Origin of the sequence: Pseudomonas sp. S3E12, from assembly GCF_001702295.1 — a bacterium.
GTDB classification, from domain to species: Bacteria; Pseudomonadota; Gammaproteobacteria; order Pseudomonadales; family Pseudomonadaceae; genus Aquipseudomonas; species Aquipseudomonas marginalis.
Genome location: NZ_MBDT01000002.1, coordinates 383,859 through 402,214, shown reverse-complemented (window position 1 = coordinate 402,214; position 18,356 = coordinate 383,859). Strand labels below are relative to the sequence as shown.

17 protein-coding genes are annotated in these 18,356 nt (G+C 60.9%); 7 read left to right on the top strand and 10 right to left on the bottom strand.

Annotated features, from left to right (window positions below; translation table 11 throughout):
- Positions 1 to 5: 5 nt before the first annotated feature.
- Entirely contained in the window at positions 6 to 413 is a 408-nt protein-coding gene (locus BB029_RS01870) for a flagellar basal body-associated protein FliL (RefSeq protein ID WP_027608369.1), read from the bottom strand.
- Positions 414 to 563: 150 nt separating this feature from the next.
- Between BB029_RS01870 and BB029_RS01865 the strand changes: the two genes are divergently transcribed.
- Together BB029_RS01865 and glpT are read left to right on the top strand one after the other, a co-directional pair.
- Positions 564 to 1,541 (top strand): NADPH:quinone oxidoreductase family protein, encoded by a 978-nt coding sequence (locus tag BB029_RS01865; RefSeq protein WP_065938039.1) that lies wholly within the window; start codon positions 564 to 566, stop codon positions 1,539 to 1,541.
- A gap of 230 nt (positions 1,542 to 1,771) precedes the next feature.
- Positions 1,772 to 3,109 carry a glycerol-3-phosphate transporter gene (gene glpT, locus BB029_RS01860; RefSeq protein WP_065938038.1) on the top strand — a complete coding sequence of 446 codons (1,338 nt, stop codon included), beginning with the start codon at positions 1,772 to 1,774 and terminating at the stop codon, positions 3,107 to 3,109.
- On the opposite strand, the gene BB029_RS01855 is transcribed toward glpT, so the two are convergent.
- On the bottom strand, positions 3,106 to 3,759 hold the full coding sequence (locus tag BB029_RS01855; RefSeq protein ID WP_065926652.1) for a gamma-glutamylcyclotransferase: 654 nt from the start codon (positions 3,757 to 3,759) through the stop codon (positions 3,106 to 3,108). The two genes, glpT and BB029_RS01855, sit on opposite strands and share 4 nt — an antisense overlap.
- Positions 3,760 to 3,786: 27 nt before the next feature.
- Complete coding sequence (locus BB029_RS01850) at positions 3,787 to 6,174, bottom strand: TonB-dependent siderophore receptor (RefSeq protein ID WP_065938037.1); 2,388 nt, start codon at positions 6,172 to 6,174, stop codon at positions 3,787 to 3,789.
- A 329-nt stretch (positions 6,175 to 6,503) separates the two neighbouring features.
- On the opposite strand from BB029_RS01850, the gene BB029_RS01845 reads away from it, so the two are divergent.
- Positions 6,504 to 6,986, top strand: coding sequence for a sn-glycerol-3-phosphate transporter (locus tag BB029_RS01845; protein ID WP_065938036.1), 483 nt, complete (start codon positions 6,504 to 6,506; stop codon positions 6,984 to 6,986).
- Between the two features lie 34 nt (positions 6,987 to 7,020).
- On the opposite strand, the gene BB029_RS01840 is transcribed toward BB029_RS01845, so the two are convergent.
- From BB029_RS01840 to BB029_RS01820, 5 genes are all read right to left on the bottom strand, one after another.
- Positions 7,021 to 7,989, bottom strand: coding sequence for a CDP-6-deoxy-delta-3,4-glucoseen reductase (locus BB029_RS01840; RefSeq protein ID WP_065938035.1), 969 nt, complete (start codon positions 7,987 to 7,989; stop codon positions 7,021 to 7,023).
- Entirely contained in the window at positions 7,989 to 9,455 is a 1,467-nt protein-coding gene (ubiD, locus tag BB029_RS01835; protein WP_027608362.1) for a 4-hydroxy-3-polyprenylbenzoate decarboxylase, read from the bottom strand. Before ubiD ends, BB029_RS01840 begins: the two co-directional genes overlap by 1 nt.
- Before the next feature lie 156 nt (positions 9,456 to 9,611).
- Positions 9,612 to 10,871, bottom strand: coding sequence for a transcription termination factor Rho (rho, locus tag BB029_RS01830; protein ID WP_003176825.1), 1,260 nt, complete (start codon positions 10,869 to 10,871; stop codon positions 9,612 to 9,614).
- 234 nt (positions 10,872 to 11,105) lie between these two features.
- On the bottom strand, positions 11,106 to 11,435 hold the full coding sequence (trxA, locus tag BB029_RS01825) for a thioredoxin TrxA (RefSeq protein WP_015886460.1): 330 nt from the start codon (positions 11,433 to 11,435) through the stop codon (positions 11,106 to 11,108).
- Between the two features lie 121 nt (positions 11,436 to 11,556).
- A complete protein-coding gene (locus tag BB029_RS01820) occupies positions 11,557 to 12,252 on the bottom strand; it encodes a FadR/GntR family transcriptional regulator (RefSeq protein ID WP_065938034.1) in 696 nt (231 codons plus the stop codon).
- 255 nt (positions 12,253 to 12,507) lie between these two features.
- Here BB029_RS01820 and BB029_RS01815 point away from each other — a divergent pair, with 255 nt between their 5' ends.
- From BB029_RS01815 to BB029_RS01800, 4 genes are read left to right on the top strand one after another with little or no spacing between them, the layout of a single operon-like run.
- A complete protein-coding gene (locus tag BB029_RS01815; RefSeq protein ID WP_046381688.1) occupies positions 12,508 to 13,293 on the top strand; it encodes a transporter substrate-binding domain-containing protein in 786 nt (261 codons plus the stop codon).
- A 17-nt stretch (positions 13,294 to 13,310) separates the two neighbouring features.
- A complete protein-coding gene (locus BB029_RS01810) occupies positions 13,311 to 13,979 on the top strand; it encodes an amino acid ABC transporter permease (RefSeq protein WP_017736949.1) in 669 nt (222 codons plus the stop codon).
- Positions 13,976 to 14,626 (top strand): amino acid ABC transporter permease, encoded by a 651-nt coding sequence (locus tag BB029_RS01805; RefSeq protein ID WP_065938033.1) that lies wholly within the window; start codon positions 13,976 to 13,978, stop codon positions 14,624 to 14,626. Before BB029_RS01810 ends, BB029_RS01805 begins: the two co-directional genes overlap by 4 nt.
- Positions 14,613 to 15,350 carry an amino acid ABC transporter ATP-binding protein gene (locus BB029_RS01800; protein WP_065938032.1) on the top strand — a complete coding sequence of 246 codons (738 nt, stop codon included), beginning with the start codon at positions 14,613 to 14,615 and terminating at the stop codon, positions 15,348 to 15,350. The genes BB029_RS01805 and BB029_RS01800 overlap by 14 nt, the downstream gene beginning before the upstream one ends.
- On the opposite strand, the gene BB029_RS01795 is transcribed toward BB029_RS01800, so the two are convergent.
- Together BB029_RS01795 and BB029_RS01790 are read right to left on the bottom strand one after the other, a co-directional pair.
- Positions 15,322 to 15,858, bottom strand: coding sequence for a hypothetical protein (locus tag BB029_RS01795; RefSeq protein ID WP_065938031.1), 537 nt, complete (start codon positions 15,856 to 15,858; stop codon positions 15,322 to 15,324). The genes BB029_RS01800 and BB029_RS01795 overlap by 29 nt on opposite strands.
- On the bottom strand, positions 15,848 to 18,349 hold the full coding sequence (locus BB029_RS01790) for a fimbria/pilus outer membrane usher protein (protein WP_083236321.1): 2,502 nt from the start codon (positions 18,347 to 18,349) through the stop codon (positions 15,848 to 15,850). Before BB029_RS01790 ends, BB029_RS01795 begins: the two co-directional genes overlap by 11 nt.
- Positions 18,350 to 18,356: the final 7 nt, after the last annotated feature.

The following is an 18,356-nucleotide window of genomic DNA, read 5'->3' as shown; positions in this document are numbered from 1 at the left end:
GCTGATTACTGAATGATCAGGTTATTGAACAGCAGGTCTTCCACCATGGGCTTGCCCGTCTCGTCGTTCATCACTTGCTGGGTTTGCTTGAGGGCTTCCTGGCGCAGCTTCTCCTTGCCGTCGACCGTGCTCATGGCCTCGTTGGTCTGCTGGGTGAACAGCGCGACCAACTGGTTACGGATCAATGCGTCGTTGGCCTTGACCGCTTTGGCGGCTTCTTCGCCGGTCACGCGCAGGGCGATGTCGGCCTTGAACACTTTGAGCTTGGCTGTGCCATCCAGGCCGTAGTTACCCACGAACGGCGGGCTCAGGCTGATATAGCTGACCTTCGGCGCCTCGCCTTCTTTGGCTTCTTCGGCCTGGGCTGCCATCGGCAAGGTCAGGGCCAGCATCAATAGGATCCACGCTTTCACAGTTCATTCCTCACATTCGGTTGCCGGGTAGCATAACGCTAGCAAGGCAGAGCACAAGCTTATGGCGACTTATCAGGGCCGAGCATGCTCGTTGACCCACAGGCCTACCCTCCTACACTTATCGGCCACGACACCAAAAGGAATAGCCCGATGAAAGCTGTGCTGTGCAAAGCCTTCGGCCCCGCCGAAACCCTGGTGCTGGAAGACGTCGCAAGCCCCACGATCAAGAAGAACGAAATCCTGCTGGACGTGCATGCCGCCGGGGTCAACTTCCCCGACACCCTGATCATCGAGGGTAAATACCAGTTCAAGCCGCCCTTCCCGTTCTCGCCGGGTGGCGAGGCATCGGGGGTGGTCAGCGAAGTCGGGGAAAAGGTCAGCCACCTGAAAGTCGGCGACCGGGTCATGGCACTGACCGGCTGGGGCAGCTTTGCCGAGCAGGTCGCGGTGCCAGGCTACAACGTGCTGCCGATCCCGCCGAGCATGGACTTCAACACCGCCGCTGCCTTCAGCATGACCTACGGCACCTCCATGCACGCGCTGAAACAACGCGCCAACCTGCAACCTGGCGAAACCCTGCTGGTGCTCGGTGCTTCCGGTGGCGTGGGCCTGGCCGCCGTGGAAATCGGCAAGGCCATGGGCGCGCGGGTGATCGCCGCCGCGAGCAGTGCCGACAAACTCGCCGTGGCCAAGGCTGCCGGCGCCGATGAACTGATCAACTACAGCGAAGCCAGCCTCAAGGACGAGATCAAGCGCCTGACCGACGGTAACGGCGCCGATGTGATCTACGACCCGGTGGGCGGCGACCTGTTTGACCAGGCCATTCGCGCGATTGCCTGGAACGGCCGCCTGCTGGTGGTGGGTTTTGCCAGCGGGCGCATCCCGGAGCTGCCGGTGAACCTGGCGTTGCTCAAGGGTGCGGCGGTGGTCGGGGTGTTCTGGGGTTCGTTTGCCCAGCGCCAGCCCCAGGACAATGCGGCGAACTTCCAGCAACTGTTCACTTGGTACGGTGAGGGCAAGCTCAAGCCGTTGGTGTCGCAGGTGTATCCGCTGGAGCAGGCCGCTCAGGCGATTAATGACCTCGGGCAGCGCCGGGCGGTAGGCAAGGTCGTCGTCCAGACCCGCTGACCGATCTGAAATGCAATCAAATGTGGGAGGGGGTTTGCCCCCTCCCACATTGGTTCTCCTGCGGTCTTAAAATCGATAACGACCCACACGTATCCATTTACGACATGTTCATAAGAGAACATGCAATTGCTCTCATTTCCTGTGTTTGCGCATAAGAGGCAATGCTATTTTCGGTAACGAAACTGTAACATTCGCATCCGCAGTCAAAACAAGAAATTTGGAGCTCTTGAATGTTTGCTTTCTTTCGTCCTGCCGCACACCAGGCGCTTCTGCCTGAAGAAAAAATCGACAGTACCTACCGACGGCTGCGCTGGCAGATCTTCGCCGGTATTTTCTTCGGTTATGCCGGGTATTACCTGCTGCGCAAAAACTTCTCCCTGGCCATGCCCTACCTGATCGACGAGGGTTACACCCGGGGTGAGCTGGGCCTGGCGATGTCGGCGATCGCGATCGCCTATGGCCTGTCCAAGTTCCTCATGGGCCTGGTGTCCGACCGCTCCAACCCGCGTTACTTCCTGCCCTTCGGCCTGCTGGTTTCAGCCGGGGTGATGTTCATTTTCGGTTTCGCGCCTTGGGCGACGTCCAGCGTGACCATGATGTTCATTTTGCTGTTCATCAACGGCTGGGCCCAGGGCATGGGCTGGCCGCCCAGTGGCCGGACCATGGTGCACTGGTGGTCGCAGAAAGAACGCGGCGGCGTGGTGTCGGTGTGGAACGTGGCGCACAACGTCGGCGGCGGCCTGATCGGCCCGCTGTTCCTGCTGGGCATGGCCTGGTTCAACGACTGGCATGCGGCGTTCTACGTACCGGCCACGGTGGCCTTGGCGGTGGCGGCATTTGCCTTCATCACCATGCGCGACACCCCGCAATCGGTCGGTCTGCCACCGATTGAGAAATACAAGAACGACTACCCGGAAGGCTACGACGCCAGCCACGAAGACGAATTCAGCGCCAAGGAAATCTTCGTCAAGTACGTGCTGCGCAACAAAATGCTCTGGTACATCGCCTTCGCCAACGTGTTCGTCTACCTGCTGCGCTACGGCGTACTGGACTGGGCGCCGACCTACCTCAAGGAAGCCAAGCACTTCACGGTGGATAAATCGTCCTGGGCGTACTTCTTCTACGAGTGGGCAGGTATTCCGGGCACGCTGCTGTGCGGCTGGATGTCGGACAAGATCTTCCGTGGCAACCGTGGCCTGACCGGCATCGTGTTCATGGCGCTGGTGACCGTGGCGACCCTGGTGTACTGGCTCAACCCGCCGGGCAACCCGATGGTCGACATGATCGCGCTGATCTCGATCGGCTTTTTGATCTACGGCCCGGTGATGCTGATCGGCCTGCAGGCGCTGGAACTGGCACCGAAGAAAGCCGCCGGTACGGCTGCGGGCTTCACCGGTCTGTTCGGCTACCTGGGCGGTTCGGTGGCAGCCAGTGCGGCCATGGGCTACACCGTGGACCATTTTGGCTGGGACGGTGGTTTCGTGCTGCTGATCGGCGCGTGCCTGCTGGCCATCGCGTTCCTGATCCCAACGCTGCGACACACCAACAGCGTCAGCTCGGCGCGTTAATCGCCTGAGCAATCCTTGGCACAACGCTTGAGCCGCGCCTCCAGGTTTTTATCTGGCATGGCGTGGCTACGCAGGGCGTTGACGGTCTGCTCGACATAATCGCGAGTAGTGCCGTAACGCCCGCAAGCGCTTTGCAGCACGTGGTTCAGCACGATATCGGGCAGGTTGCCGGCGTAGCTGGGCAAGTGCCGCTCCAACACAAACCCCAACGCCTGCACCTGGCTGCCATCTTCAAGGCGGCAACTGAGCCAGTGCGGCCGGTAGGACGGGTAAGGCATCTCGCGCTGCCACAAGGCGTAAAGCGAAGCCTCCAGTTGATCTTCCGGCAAGCGGTAGGCAAAGCCGCTGCACGAGCCTCCGCGATCCAGGCCAAAGACCAGGCCCGGCAACTCCGGCGTGCCCCGATGCTCGTGGGACCACAGGTACAAACCCCGGTGATAACCGTGGACCCGTGCCCGCACCCGCTCAGTCGACGAACATTCCGGGCGCCAGATCAGCGAACCATATGCAAATAGCCAGACCGGCCCACCCTTGTGCCGGCCCATGGTGGCCTGCATCGAGCTCATTAACTGTTCGTGAGTGAGTTGCGGCCCCAGATCGAGCCGCGGAGGGTAAGCCAATTGCAAAAGATCGGATTCAATGGCGGTCATGGCGAAAAGCGGTGCGCCTCCTGTGTGTTACCAGTTGTAAGCAACTTTACCGTAATAAAACGCGCCGCTGTAACCGTACGGCGAAAAAGTGCTATAGGCCAGATTGCCACCACTGCTGGCGAAGGCGTTGACCTTCTCCGGGTATTTATCGGTGACGTTGTCGCCGCCCAGGGTGAAGGTCCAATTCTTCAGCCTGTAGTCCGCCGACAGGTCCAGCACCCAGGCGGCCTTGAAGGTCTGATCGTTGACCTTGTCCGCCTGGTAACTGGTGAACTCACCATAGCGCACCAGGTTGCTGTGCAGGGCCCAATGGCCGTAAGTGAAGTCGTTACCCAGGCTCAGCTTGTGCTGCGGCGTGGTATCCCCCAGCAAACCGATGCGTTCGCGGCGGTCCACTCGCACCAGGTTCGCGCCCAGGCTGTCGAGAATGGCCGGGTTGGCCTTCACATCCGTCACCTTGGTGTGGTTGTAGTTGTAGCCCACGGTGCTGTTCCAGCGGATGCCGCTGTCGAACTGATAGCGATAGTTGGCGACCAGGTCGACGCCGTCGGTGCTGGTGTCGGTGGCGTTGGTGAAGTAGCGGGCGGTGGTGTAGTCGATATTGCCAACACCGTTGGCCTGCAAATAGGCGCGCGTCGCCGCGTTTATACCGAGGTTGGACGACAGGCTGATACGGTCACGGATGTCGATGCGGTACACATCCACCGTCACCGTCAGGTCATCGGCCGGCTCCAGCACCAGCCCAAGGCTGTAGTTGCGCGACTTCTCGGCCTTGAGGTCTTCGGCGCCGAGCAAACGCGCGACCTGGCTGTTGGCCGGGAACGTGCCGGCTTCCTGGATGGTGCTGCCGATCAGCTGCGATGAGGTGTAGGCGAAGTTCTGCTGGGCCAGGGATGGCGCGCGGAAACCGTTGGAAACACTGCCGCGCACGGCCACCTGCGGGGTGAAGTCATAACGGGCTGAGAGCGAGCCACTGACATTCGAGCCAAAATCGCTGTAGTCCTCGTGGCGCACCGCCGCCGAAGCACTGAGTTTTTCGGTGAAGTTGGTTTCCAGGTCCAGGTACTGGGCCCAGTTGTGGCGCGTGCTGGTGCCCGCGTCGGCATCACGGAAACCACCCAGGCCAGAGCTGCCGGTCTGGTAGTAGGAGGCCGGCTCGCCCGCCTCGATTTCATAACCCTGGTGCAGGTATTCACCGCCAAACGCCACGGACACCGGGTAAGGCAGCCAGCCCACGTCGAACTCGCGGGACAGGTCCAGGCTGACTTGCTTCTGGTCGTTGCTCAGGGTGCCGTTGTCGAACTTGCGCGGCGTGGCCAGGCCCAGGGAGGTGTTGATGGTTTCGGTGCTGAGTGCGTACTGGTTCTTGCCATAGTTGGCCGACAGGTCGTAATGCCAGTCGTAGGCCAGCAAACCGCGCAGGCCCACCACCAACGAGGTGTCTTCAAGGTTGCCCTTGATCAGCGGCAGGTAACCGTTGGGGTTGAGCGCCGGGATGTTGTTGGACGCATTGCTCGCGCGGAAGAACGCCGCCGTCTCGCCGCGCCGCTTGCTATAGCCGCCGAAGGTGTAGAACTCGGCCGCATCGTTGAAGGAATATTCGGAGTTGAACTGGAACTTGCCTTCATTGGTGGCCGGCTCACCCTGGCGGAACACCTGCTGGCCGTAAGTGGTAGAGCCAACGCTGCCAGGCCGGAAGTCTTTACCGGCACGGTTGGTGTAATCGTTATCGGCCCCTTCGGCCGACAGGTTGATAAAACCGTTGTCGCCCAGTGCCAGGCCGGTGTTGCCGCTGACATTGCGCTGGATACCATCGCCCTTCTTGTATTCGCCGAACTTGGTGGAGATCGAACCGCCATGGTCGGCATGCTTGAGGATCACGTTGATCACCCCGGCAATCGCATCCGAGCCGTAGCGCGCGGAAGCACCGTCACGCAGCACTTCGATATGGTCCACCGCCGACAGCGGGATCGCGTTCAGGTCCGCCGGTGCCGACCCACGGCCCACCGCGCCGCCCAGGTTGACGAAGGCACTGGTGTGGCGGCGCTTGCCGTTGACCAGCACCAGCACCTGATCGGGCGACAGGCCGCGCAACTGCGCGGGGCGCACCAGCTCGGCGCCATCCACCAGGCTTGGGCGCGGGAAGTTGATCGACGGAATCAGGCGCGCCAGCACCGCCCCCAACTCATCAGAGCCCGTGCTGCGCAGGCTATCGCCGGAAATCACATCGATGGGTGACAGCGAAGCACTGGCGGTACGCTCCTGGGCGCGGGTGCCGGTGACGATCACGGTGTCGAGTTTGGGTGCATCGGTGGCGGGCGCTTCGGCCGCCAGGACAGGATTGAAGCCCACAGCGGCCAGCAAATTAGCCGACAAAATCGCCGTGTACAGCGCGTGTTGCGTGTAGCTCCCCATACCGCTCCCCTTTGAATCAAGAATCAGAACGTCAGTGTTCTGAGTTCGCAAGATCGATCCGGCTGGCGGGCGGTGGCGGTCAGTTAATGGTTATTGGAAGAAAATCGGTAGTCCGTTGAGATATAGCTTAAAGATATTTATGTAACAAATTAAATACCTTTAAAGCATAAGCGAATGCATAAGCCCGATGCCCCTTTCGTCAGGATTACACAGGGCAATCCCGCTACTTTCAGGCCCGGTTCAGCCTGGGAGCACGCCAAACCGTCAAACTGGCGCGCACATCACGACCCACCTAGCCGCCCATCAAACCGCCTATCGAGGTCGCACCCATGAAGAAATTTCGACTGCCTGGCCTGCTGTTCCTGGCCCAGGCCACCACCGCACTGGCTGGCGAAACACCGCCTGCCGAGGATGACAAAGGCTTCTGGTACGCGCAGACCAGCGTCTATACCCGGCACTTCGTGCCGGACAAAGACCACAACAACAACCAGGACCTGATCGGCCTGGAGCGCAATGAGGCATCAGGATTGGTGTATGGCGGGGCGACGTTTCGCAACTCGTTCAGCCAGCGCTCTTACTACGCCTATGCAGGCAAGCGCTATGACATGGGCGACTCTGCGGTGTACCTGAAGATCACAGGCGGGGCGATCCAGGGCTATCGCGGCAAATACCGCGACAAGATCCCCCTCAATCGTTTCGGTGTGGCGCCGGTGATCATCCCGTCGGTAGGCACCCATTACGGGCCGGTGGCAGCGGAGCTGGTGCTGCTGGGGTTCAATGCCGCGATGGTGACGACCGGAGTACGTTTCTGAGCGTGCGCATGCCCCGTTCCACCGTTCCGTTGCGTCATGGCCGCGGGGCGTAGGCGAATACGTCGGCGCGCATCTGGTGCGCATCCATGCCGGCATCGACCAATGCATCCAGCGTGCCGTAGATCATCGCCGGTGAACCGCTGGCGTAGACATGCACCGCCTTGAGGTCGGCAATGTCTTCGCACACCGCTTCATGCAGCAGACCGCAGCGCCCTTCCCAGCCACACAGGTCGCTGACCACCTTGTGCAGGAACAGGTTGGGCAGTTGCAACCATTGGTCCCAGTGCTCGATCTCGTAGAAATCTTCCGGGCGACGCACGCCCCAATACAGGTGCACCGGGTGCTTGAAGCCGGACGCGCGGCAATGCTCGATCAGGCTGTGCATCTGCGCCATGCCGGTACCGGCGGCGATCAGCACCAATGGCCCGTCCGGCAGCTCGGCCAGGTGGGTGTCGCCAAAGGGCAGCTCGATGCGCGCCATCTGGTTGCGCTGCAATTGTTCCAGCAAGTTGCGCGCGCTGTCCTCGCGGGCCAGTACATGCAGTTCCAGCTCGCGACCGGCGTGGGGCGCCGACGCCAAGGAAAATGCCGACTTCTCGCCATTCTCCCGCTCAATCATCAGGTATTGCCCGGCGTGGTAACGCACCGTCTTGCCGGCCGGGGCCCGCAGGCGCACGCGCCACACATCGCCGCCCACTTCCACGCACTCGCTCAATTGGCACGACAACTTGCGCAACGGCAACTCTCCCGGCGCCAGCACGCCATCCCACAACACAATGCAATCTTCCAGCGGCTCGGCGATGCAGGTGTAGAACTCACCATGGTCGCACACCTCACCGGCTTGCTGCACCCGGCCCTCCACCAGCAGTGCGGCGCACACGTGGCACACGCCATTGCGACACGCCTGGGGGCATTCGTAGCCCAGGCGGCGCGCGCCTTCGAGGATTCGCTCGCCGGGGACCAGCTCCAGCACGGCGCCGGAAGGTTGCAGGGTTACACGCATCAATCTATTCCCAATTCTTTCCAAATCGCATCGACACGTGCCGTGACGGCCTCATCCTTGACGATCACCCGGCCCCACTCGCGGGTCGTTTCACCCGGCCATTTGTGGGTAGCGTCCAGGCCCATCTTCGAGCCCAGCCCCGACACCGGCGACGCGAAGTCGAGGTAGTCGATCGGCGTGTTGTCGATCATCACCGTGTCGCGCTTGGGGTCCATGCGCGTGGTGATGGCCCAGATCACATCGTTCCAGTCCCGGGCATTGATGTCGTCGTCGGTGACGATAACGAACTTGGTGTACATGAACTGTCGCAAAAACGACCACACACCCAGCATGACCCGCTTGGCATGGCCGGGATACGACTTCTTCATGGTCACGATGGCCATGCGATACGAGCAGCCTTCCGGCGGCAGGTAGAAGTCGGTGATTTCCGGAAATTGCTTTTGCAGGATCGGCACGAACACTTCGTTCAGCGCCACACCCAGAATCGCCGGCTCATCTGGCGGACGGCCGGTGTAGGTGCTGTGGTAGATCGGCTTGATCCGATGGGTGATGCGCTCCACGGTGAACACCGGGAAGCTGTCGACTTCGTTGTAATAGCCGGTGTGGTCGCCGTAAGGGCCTTCATCGGCCATCTCGCCGGGGTGAATCACGCCTTCCAGGATGATTTCGGCGGTGGCCGGTACCTGCAGGTCGTTGCCACGGCACTTCACCAGTTCGGTACGGTTGCCACGCAACAACCCGGCGAAGGCGTATTCGGACAGGCTGTCGGGCACCGGGGTCACGGCGCCGAGGATGGTCGCAGGGTCGGCGCCCAGGGCCACGGAGACCGGGAACGGCTTGCCGGGGTGCTTCTCGCACCATTCACGGAAGTCCAAGGCACCGCCACGATGGCTCAGCCAACGCATGATCACCTTGTTGCGGCCGATCACTTGCTGGCGGTAAATACCCAGGTTCTGGCGGTCCTTGTTCGGACCCTTGGTGACGGTCAGGCCCCAGGTGATCAGCGGGCCGACGTCGCCGGGCCAGCAGGTTTGCACCGGCAGCATGGCCAGATCGACATCATCGCCTTCGATGACCACTTCCTGGCATACCGCGTCCTTGACCACCTTGGGTGCCATGGCAATGATCTTGCGGAAGATCGGCAGCTTCGACCAGGCATCCTTCAAGCCCTTGGGCGGCTCGGGTTCCTTGAGGAACGCCAGCAGCTTGCCGATCTCGCGCAATTCGCTGACCGCCTCGGCGCCCATGCCAAAGGCCACACGCTCGGGGGTACCGAACAGGTTGCCGAGCACCGGTATGTCAAAGCCGGTCGGGTTCTCGAACAGCAGCGCCGGGCCCTTGTTACGCAAGGTGCGGTCGCAAATCTCAGTCATTTCCAGCACCGGTGAAATCGGCATCTGGATACGTTTCAACTCTCCGCGCTGCTCAAGTTGCTGCACGAAATCCCGAAGATCCTTGAATTTCATTAACCATGCCACCCGTAAAATAGGCGTACATCCTACCTGCTCTGAGGGCTGCTGGCAGCTTATCGAGGTGCTTTTGGATCAGGAACATGCTTAAAAAACGTGCAAAAAGAATGGCGCCCCTGGGGGCGCCATTCTTTTGGACCTGAAACGTCGTGATTACTTACGTTTCATCGACAGGAAGAACTCGTCGTTGGTCTTGGTGGTTTTCAGCTTGTCGATCAGGAACTCGATGGCCGCTACTTCGTCCATCGGGTGCAGCAGCTTGCGCAGGATCCACATGCGCTGCAGTTCGTCGTCGGCGGTCAGCAACTCTTCGCGGCGGGTGCCGGAGCGGTTGATGTTGATCGCCGGGAACACGCGTTTTTCCGCAATGCGACGGTCCAGGGGCAGTTCCATGTTGCCGGTACCCTTGAACTCTTCGTAGATCACTTCGTCCATCTTCGAACCGGTTTCAACCAGTGCGGTGGCGATAATGGTCAGCGAACCGCCTTCTTCGATATTCCGCGCAGCGCCGAAGAAACGCTTCGGTTTCTCCAGGGCGTGGGCATCGACACCACCGGTGAGCACCTTGCCGGAGCTCGGGATCACGGTGTTGTAGGCACGGGCCAGACGGGTGATGGAGTCGAGCAGGATCACCACGTCCTTCTTGTGTTCGACCAGGCGCTTGGCCTTCTCGATCACCATTTCGGCAACCTGCACGTGGCGGGTCGGCGGCTCATCGAACGTCGAGGCAACCACTTCGCCGCGCACGGTGCGCTGCATTTCGGTGACTTCTTCCGGACGCTCATCGATCAGCAATACGATCAGGTGAACTTCAGGATTGTTACGTGCGATATTCGCTGCAATGTTCTGCAGCATGATGGTCTTACCGGCTTTCGGCGGTGCGACGATCAGGCCACGCTGGCCTTTACCGATCGGGGCGCACAGGTCGATCACGCGACCGGTCAGGTCTTCGGTGGAACCGTTACCGGCTTCCATCTTCATGCGCACGGTCGGGAACAGCGGCGTCAGGTTCTCGAAGAGAATCTTGTTTTTCGCGTTCTCGGGACGATCGAAGTTGATCGTGTCGACCTTGAGCAGGGCGAAGTAACGCTCGCCTTCCTTCGGTGGGCGGATCTTGCCAACGATGGTGTCACCGGTGCGCAAGTTGAAACGACGGATCTGGCTCGGCGAGACATAGATGTCGTCGGGGCCGGCGAGATAGGAGGCGTCTGCAGAGCGGAGGAAGCCGAAGCCGTCCTGGAGAATCTCCAGCACGCCATCACCGGAGATTTCCTCGCCGCTTTTCGCGTGCTTTTTCAGCAGGGAGAAAATCACGTCCTGCTTGCGCGAACGGGCCATATTTTCTATGCCCATTTCTTCGGCCAGTTGGAGCAGGTCGGTAATCGGCTTTTGCTTGAGTTCAGTCAGATTCATATAGGAATGACGTAATCATTTATGGAGGGGGGGAAATTAAGCTTTTGGCTTAATGAGGCCGCGCCGCGGAGAAGGCGACAGGATCGCGTACTAATCGAAAAGGAATGCGTCGGCGACGGCTTGCAGGGGGCAGTGGAGAAACCAGTGCGGGGCCGAATGTACCACCTGAGTTTCGGAGCGTCTAGCCCTGTTTCACGAAAAAGCCCCGCTATTTGCGGGGCTTTTTGACGACGCTTAGATGTTGGCGTCGAGGAAAGCTTGCAGCTGGGACTTCGACAGCGCGCCCACCTTGGTGGCTTCGACGTTGCCGTTCTTGAACAGCATCAGCGTAGGAATACCGCGCACGCCATGCTTGGCCGGGGTTTCCTGGTTGTCGTCGATGTTCAGCTTGGCAATGGTCAGCTTGCCTTCGTAGGTGGTTGCAATGTCGTCCAGGACCGGAGCGATCATTTTGCAAGGGCCGCACCATTCAGCCCAGTAGTCAACCAGCACCGGGCCAGCAGCCTTGAGTACTTCGGCCTCAAAGGTCGCGTCGGTGACGTGCTTGATAAGATCGTTGCTCATGGATGTCTCCGGATTGTAAGCAAAAAAAACGTTGCCCATCATAGCCGCCCTTCCCCCGTTCAGGAAGCCGCCTCTGATTGAGTCTTCCTATGATGGTGCATGAGTTTGGATATAGCCCAACTCAGGGCGCAACAGGAGTCACGAAGGCAATCCCCGTGCGCAACGCCGCATTGCGTACGTGCTCCTGCATGGTTTTCTGCGCCGACGCACTGGCCCGCCGGGCCAGGGCACGCAGGATCTTGCGATGTTCCTGCCAGGTTTCCATGGCCCGCTCCGGGCGGATGAACGGTAGTTTCTGGCTTTCCAGAAACACCTCGGCACGGGCACTCAGGATGCTCACCATCGCCTGGTTGCCGCTGGCCAGCAGGATGCGCTGGTGGAATTCGAAGTCCAGCCGTGCGGCCGCTTCGAAGTCGCCGGCCTTGAGCACCTTGCGCATGGCCTCGACGTTGTCTTCCAGGCTGTCCAGCTCATCGATCGTCAGCGTGACCGCCGCCAAACCCGCCGCAAACCCTTCCAGCGCATAGCGCAACTGGAAGATATCGAGCGGCGTGGCCTGGGCCGCAAAAGGCCAGACAAAGCCCGGCGCATCCTCCACCGCCTGCACGAACACACCTTTGCCCGGCTGCACACTGACCACACCCAAGGCGCTCAAGGACGATAGCGCCTCGCGCAGCGACGCCCGGCTGACGCCCAATTGCACCGCCAGGTCGCGCTGGGACGGCAGTGCATCGCCCGGCCCGAAGCCTTGCTCCTTGATCAGTTTGCGGATGGCCTGCAGGGCCGCTTCCGGTACGGCTTGGGCGATGGAATTCATAAAAAACTCAAGGTTTGCGTCAACAGAGCGGCTAGTTGTAAAGCTATTCAGGAGCCACGGCAAGCCACGCCCCAAAGGGGCTCGCGCAGTTTTACCGACGCTCGAAAAGGGTGCGAAAACCCGCACAACTGTTCAGACCAGTAAGACCACCAAAGCTCAACAAACTCGCGCCTCGCAGACGATCCGCGCAGTACTGGCATGGGCTGTGCACTGAGCAAATCCAGAAAATTCCTTCGCCCTTCTCGGAGAGTTGCCATGACCAAGCGCTACAGCGCCCTGCTCACTGCCCTGTTTGCCAGCCTGATGCTGAGCCAGGCACCCGCCCAGGCCAACGGTCTGGACGATATCGTCGCCCGTGGCACCCTCAAGGTCGCCGTGCCCCAGGACTTCCCACCGTTCGGCTCGGTCGGCCCCGACATGAAACCCCGCGGCCTGGACATCGACACCGCCAAACTGCTGGCCGACCAACTCAAGGTCAAGCTGGAGCTGACCCCGGTCAACAGCACCAACCGCATCCCGTTTCTCACCACCGGCAAGGTCGACCTGGTGATCTCCAGCCTGGGCAAGAACCCCGAGCGCGAAAAGGTCATCGACTTCTCCAAGGCCTACGCACCGTTCTACCTGGCCGTGTTCGGCCCGCCTGATGCCGCCATCAGCAGCACCGACGACCTCAAGGGCAAGACCATCAGCGTGACCCGTGGCGCCATCGAAGACATCGAGCTGACCGCCGTAGCGCCGAAGGAAGCCACCATCAAGCGCTTCGAAGACAACAACTCCACCATCGCGGCCTACCTGGCCGGCCAGGTCGACCTGATCGCCAGCGGCAACGTGGTCATGGTGGCGATCAGCGAACGCAGCCCGAAACGCGTGCCGGCGCTGAAAGTGAAGCTCAAGGACTCGCCGGTGTACGTGGGCGTGAACAAGAACGAGCCGGCGCTTCTGGAGAAGGTCAACCAGATCCTGGTCGCGGCCAAGGCTGACGGCAGCCTGGAAAAAAACGCGATGCAATGGCTGAAAGAGCCGCTGCCCGCCGATCTTTGATACGACGGAGCTGACTCATGGCCTATCAATTCGACTTTGTGCCGGTGCTGGCCAATACCGATCTGCTGTTGCGCGGCGCGCTGTTCACCCTTGAGCTGACGGCCATCGGTGCGATCCTGGGGGTGGCCCTGGGCACCGTCGGCGCGGTGGTGCGGGCGTGGAAAATCCAGCCATTTGCCTGGTTCTTCGGCGTCTATGTCGAGTTGATCCGCAACACGCCGTTCCTGGTGCAGTTGTTCTTCATCTTCTTCGGCCTGCCCTCCCTGGGATTGAAAATCACCGAGTGGCAAGCAGCCGTATTGGCGATGGTGATCAACCTGGGGGCCTACTCCACGGAGATCATCCGCGCCGGCATCCAGGCCATCCCGCGCGGGCAACTGGAAGCCGCCGCCGCGCTGGCGATGACGCGTTTCGAAGCGTTTCGCCATGTGGTGCTGCTGCCGGCGCTGGGCAAGGTGTGGCCGGCGCTGAGCAGCCAGATCATCATCGTGATGCTCGGTTCGGCGGTGTGTTCGCAGATCGCCACCGAGGAGCTGAGTTTTGCCGCCAACTTTATCCAGTCGCGCAATTTCCGCGCGTTCGAAACCTATGCCCTGACCACCCTGGTGTACCTGTGCATGGCATTGATGATTCGCCAGTTGCTCAACTGGATCGGCCGCCGTTTTGTGATGAGGAATAGCCGATGAGTGATTTTTCCTTCTGGGACATCGTGCGCAACCTGCTTACGGGCCTGCAGTGGACGCTGTTGCTGTCGATCGTGGCGTTTATCGGCGGCGGCCTGATCGGCTTGCTGGTGATGACCCTGCGCATCAGCCGCAAGGCATTCGCGCGCAATGTTGCGCGCACCTATATCGAACTGTTCCAGGGCACCCCGTTGTTGATGCAACTGTTCCTGGTGTTTTTCGGCATTGCCCTGCTCGGCGTGGATATTTCGCCCTGGCTGGCGGCCGCAATCGCCTTGACGCTGTTCACCAGCGCCTACCTCGCCGAAATCTGGCGCGGCTGCGTCGACTCCATCGCCCATGGCCAGTGGGAAGCATCGGCCAGCCTGGCGTTGAACCCGCTTGAACAACTGCGCTACGTGATCCTGCCTCAGGCCCTGCGGATCGCCGTGGCGCCTACCGTGGGCTTCTCGGTGCAGGTGGTCAAAGGCACCGCCGTCACTTCAATCATCGGCTTTACCGAACTGACCAAGACCGGCGGCATGCTCGCCAACGCCACCTTCGAGCCCTTCATGGTCTACGGCCTGGTGGCCCTCGGTTACTTCCTGCTCTGCTACCCCTTGTCCCTCAGTGCGCGCTACCTGGAAAGGAGACTGCATGCCTCTGCTTAGAATTTCCGCCCTGCATAAGTATTACGGCGATCACCACGTCCTCAAGGGCATCGACCTGACCGTTGAAGAAGGCCAGGTGGTGGCAATCATCGGCCGCAGCGGCTCGGGCAAGTCCACCCTGCTGCGCACCCTCAACGGCCTGGAATCGATCAACGACGGCGTGATCGAGGTGGATGGCGAATACCTCGACGCCGCCCGCGCCGACCTGCGCAGCCTGCGGCAGAAAGTCGGCATGGTGTTCCAACAGTTCAACCTGTTCCCGCACCTGACAGTGGGTGAGAACGTCATGCTTGCACCGCAAGTGGTGCAGAAAGTGCCCAAGGCCAAGGCCGCCCAATTGGCCAGGCAAATGCTGGAACGCGTGGGCCTGGGTGAGAAATTCGACGCGTTCCCCGATCGCCTGTCCGGCGGCCAGCAGCAACGCGTTGCCATCGCCCGCGCCCTGGCCATGTCGCCCAAGGTGCTGCTGTGCGATGAAATTACCTCGGCCCTGGACCCGGAACTGGTCAATGAAGTACTCAGCGTGGTGCGCCAACTGGCCAAGGACGGCATGACCTTGATCATGGTGACGCACGAAATGCGCTTCGCCCGGGAAGTGGGCGACAAGCTGGTGTTTATGCACCAAGGCAAGGTGCACGAAGTCGGCGATCCCAAGGTACTGTTCGCCAACCCGCAAACCCCTGAGTTCGCCAACTTCATCGGCTCGGTGGAACAGCCGGACTGACCAGTTCGAAACTGCCACGCCCCTCCAGCACCACTTGATTGGTGACTTGCAGGGCGTTGGCGGGCAGATCGGTGTCGACTTCAACCTGGGCAGTCAATCGCTTTCCCATCGCCCGAGCGACCAGGACCTGGCCCGGCAACAACTGCCCGTCGAAGGCCTTACCCGGAAGGTGGGCCTGCGCCCATTCGACGGCACGCCCATCCACCTGGGCGTGCTTGAGAGTCAGGCTGAACCGCCCATGATGCCCAAACCGAAAACCTTGCCCGTCGGCCACGCCGGTAAATCGCAATGCGACGGCTGCCGGCTCTGCGCACAGTACGTTCAGGTGCACCCTGCGCGTACCCAGTGCGATTGAACGGCTCTCGACAAGCGCCTCCCGGCGAATGACGCCATAGTCGATATACGGCTGGCTGACGGACAGTTGGCAGTTTTCGGCACGTACTCCACCGGCCATCGACAGCGTGCAGAGCAATGCGAAAAAACCCGCGATTTTCAGTTTAACGACCATGGCACACCGCCGATGTAGTCTCATAGAACTTGTCATGGTCGGCCTCGGTCTCGGGAGCAAGGTTGAGCAGGCAAGAGGAAGCGTCCGGCAACGCAACGCGCAGGTGCTGCGAATCATTGAGGTCGTTCAGAAAGATCATGCCGTCACCCACCACGCTGGTCAGGAAGCGATTGTTTTTATCGAACACCGAAGCGCCCTGAGGCAGTGTTCGCCCTTGTTGATCAGTGGCCGTGACTAACACACGACGCACTGTCACCACATCGAATGCGACGGTATTGACGGACCCTCGCCCCGGGGCAAGCACTCGGGTGCCGTTCTTCAGGTCAACGCGCTTGGGCAAGGACTGGGTCTGCACTTCGATGCGACTGTTCGTGTAGGCGGGCAAGCCTGGGATCACGGCCTGCCCGCTGAAGTCGGTCCACACCGGACCGTAGGGCGTGTCGAGTTTTGCAGAGCCGATATTCCCTACCGAGGCGATGCCAAAGGTGTCCTGGATGGCATACGGCGAGAAGGTCACGCCACCCGTGTGGGCCACTACGCCACCTTGCAGTTGCCCCGTGTAACTGGTGCCCGATGGGTCGCGACTGACCCCCAGGCCCACGCGGGTGTAGCGTGGCACCAGGTCCACCTGGCCGCGTATCGACTGCTCCCGAGCGCTGAGGTCGCGCTCGACACCGACCTCGTAATTCACATATTCATTGACCCGCTCACTGAGCGCCGTACCGGCTCGGGATTGATTGCCACGCCGGCTGACGTAGCTGTTCACCCGCCGATCGCTGCCCAGGGGTACGCTGACCTGCAGCCGCACGGACAGATCGCTGTCATCGACCGTATCGCGCCGACGGCCCTCATACAGGGCGTCGCGGCGTGCCGAAGTACCGCCTACCTGAGAGTCAGCGACCAATGCGACGTCCGCATAGCGGAACGACTTGTTCCATGCCGCAAAGACATGGTCGGCCGATTGCCCATCAAACTGGGAACTGCGGGTATACCCCACGGAAAATGCACCCAGCGTGTTGTCGACCCAGCTCACACCCGCCGTGTACTGACTCTTGAAGCGTGCGTCCAACTCGTCGGCCCTGGTCGATCGGCCCGCTTCAAGGACCTCGCGATAACCACGGCTTTGCGTAGTGGCACTGAGGTTAAGATCGATATTGGCGTACACCGGGCTGCTTGCGGACACGCTGCTGCGTGATCCGGACACCGCATTACGGCTGTCCCGGGACACGTTGTGACGTGCGCCAACAGACACCCGTTGGAAAAACACGCTGCCCAGGGTGCCTCCTGCCGCCCCATACTCATCGGCGCTCAACAAGCCGAAGCCTGCCGAGGAGTCTCGTCCCAAGCCCCAGGTGCCGCTGCCCATGGCAACGACCGGACTCGGGCCTTCCTCATGCGCATTTCTACGCACCTTGCCCAGGGAGAAATAGTAGCCAGGCTCCGCCGGCGCGCTCCCGGCAAATGAAGCCGCAGGTACCACGAAGCTGCGCTTGGCACCTCGCACATCGATGACGCTGACCTCCAGGTCGCTGGTGCCGTTGAGCAATGGCAGGCCCGTCAGCCGGAACGGTCCCTCGGGCACCAGTGTGCTGTGGATCAACACTCCCGATTGACGGACTTCAATCCGCGACTGGCTCTGCGCCAGCCCCTCCACCACAGCATTGTTACTGCCCGCCGGCGTGCGCGACTGACCGTCAGGAAAAAACTGCACACCGGACAGCTGAACACCGCCAAACAGTGGGTTGTTGCTGGAGAGCTGGCCTACCTGAAAAGTCGATTGCAACGCGGCAATATCCCGCTGCGCATAAGCATAAAGATGCTCGTTGCGGGTCACGCCGTTGTCGGACACATAAAATTGGCGGCTGCGGACAACCCAATCGCCCAGGTTGAAACCCGCCTCGGTGTAGGTCGAAACAAAACGATTGCTTCCACTGTTCGAATAACTGTCGAATCCTTGCACGTCATAGTTGAACAACGCCGCCGCCCCGCCCCGGGCAAACTGGCCAGCCTCCCACTGCGGTTCACGCAGTGATCCGGTCGGCACTACCAGCGCCACTTCGTCATTTCCTGGGCGCAGCCGCACCATCGTGGCCGGGAAAGCACCCAGGAAGTCATGGCAGGCCTGGTCTGCAGTAGCCCCCTTGCGGATAATGCCTTCGGGCTTTACCAATCCGGCTTTATCAAGCAGCCCCGGGGTGAAACACAGCTGCCCTTGTGAGTCGAACCGGGCATCGACCAACCCCAGCGGGTTACCATTGACCCGCAACCCCACCACATGGACACCTTCGCGAAAGCGCGCCGCACTGCGAAAGTAATCGGAGACCTTCGGATCAATGCCGTGGGTAGTCAGGGCCGCCAGGTCGAAACCCTCCCCCAGCTCAATCGCGGGGGCAAGGCAAGGCAAGCCCCACAGTGTCGCCACCCCCATCAGTAGAGTGGGCCGACACGGCCACAAAGGGGCCACTCGTTTGTTATTCGACAGGTTGGCCATGGGTCGA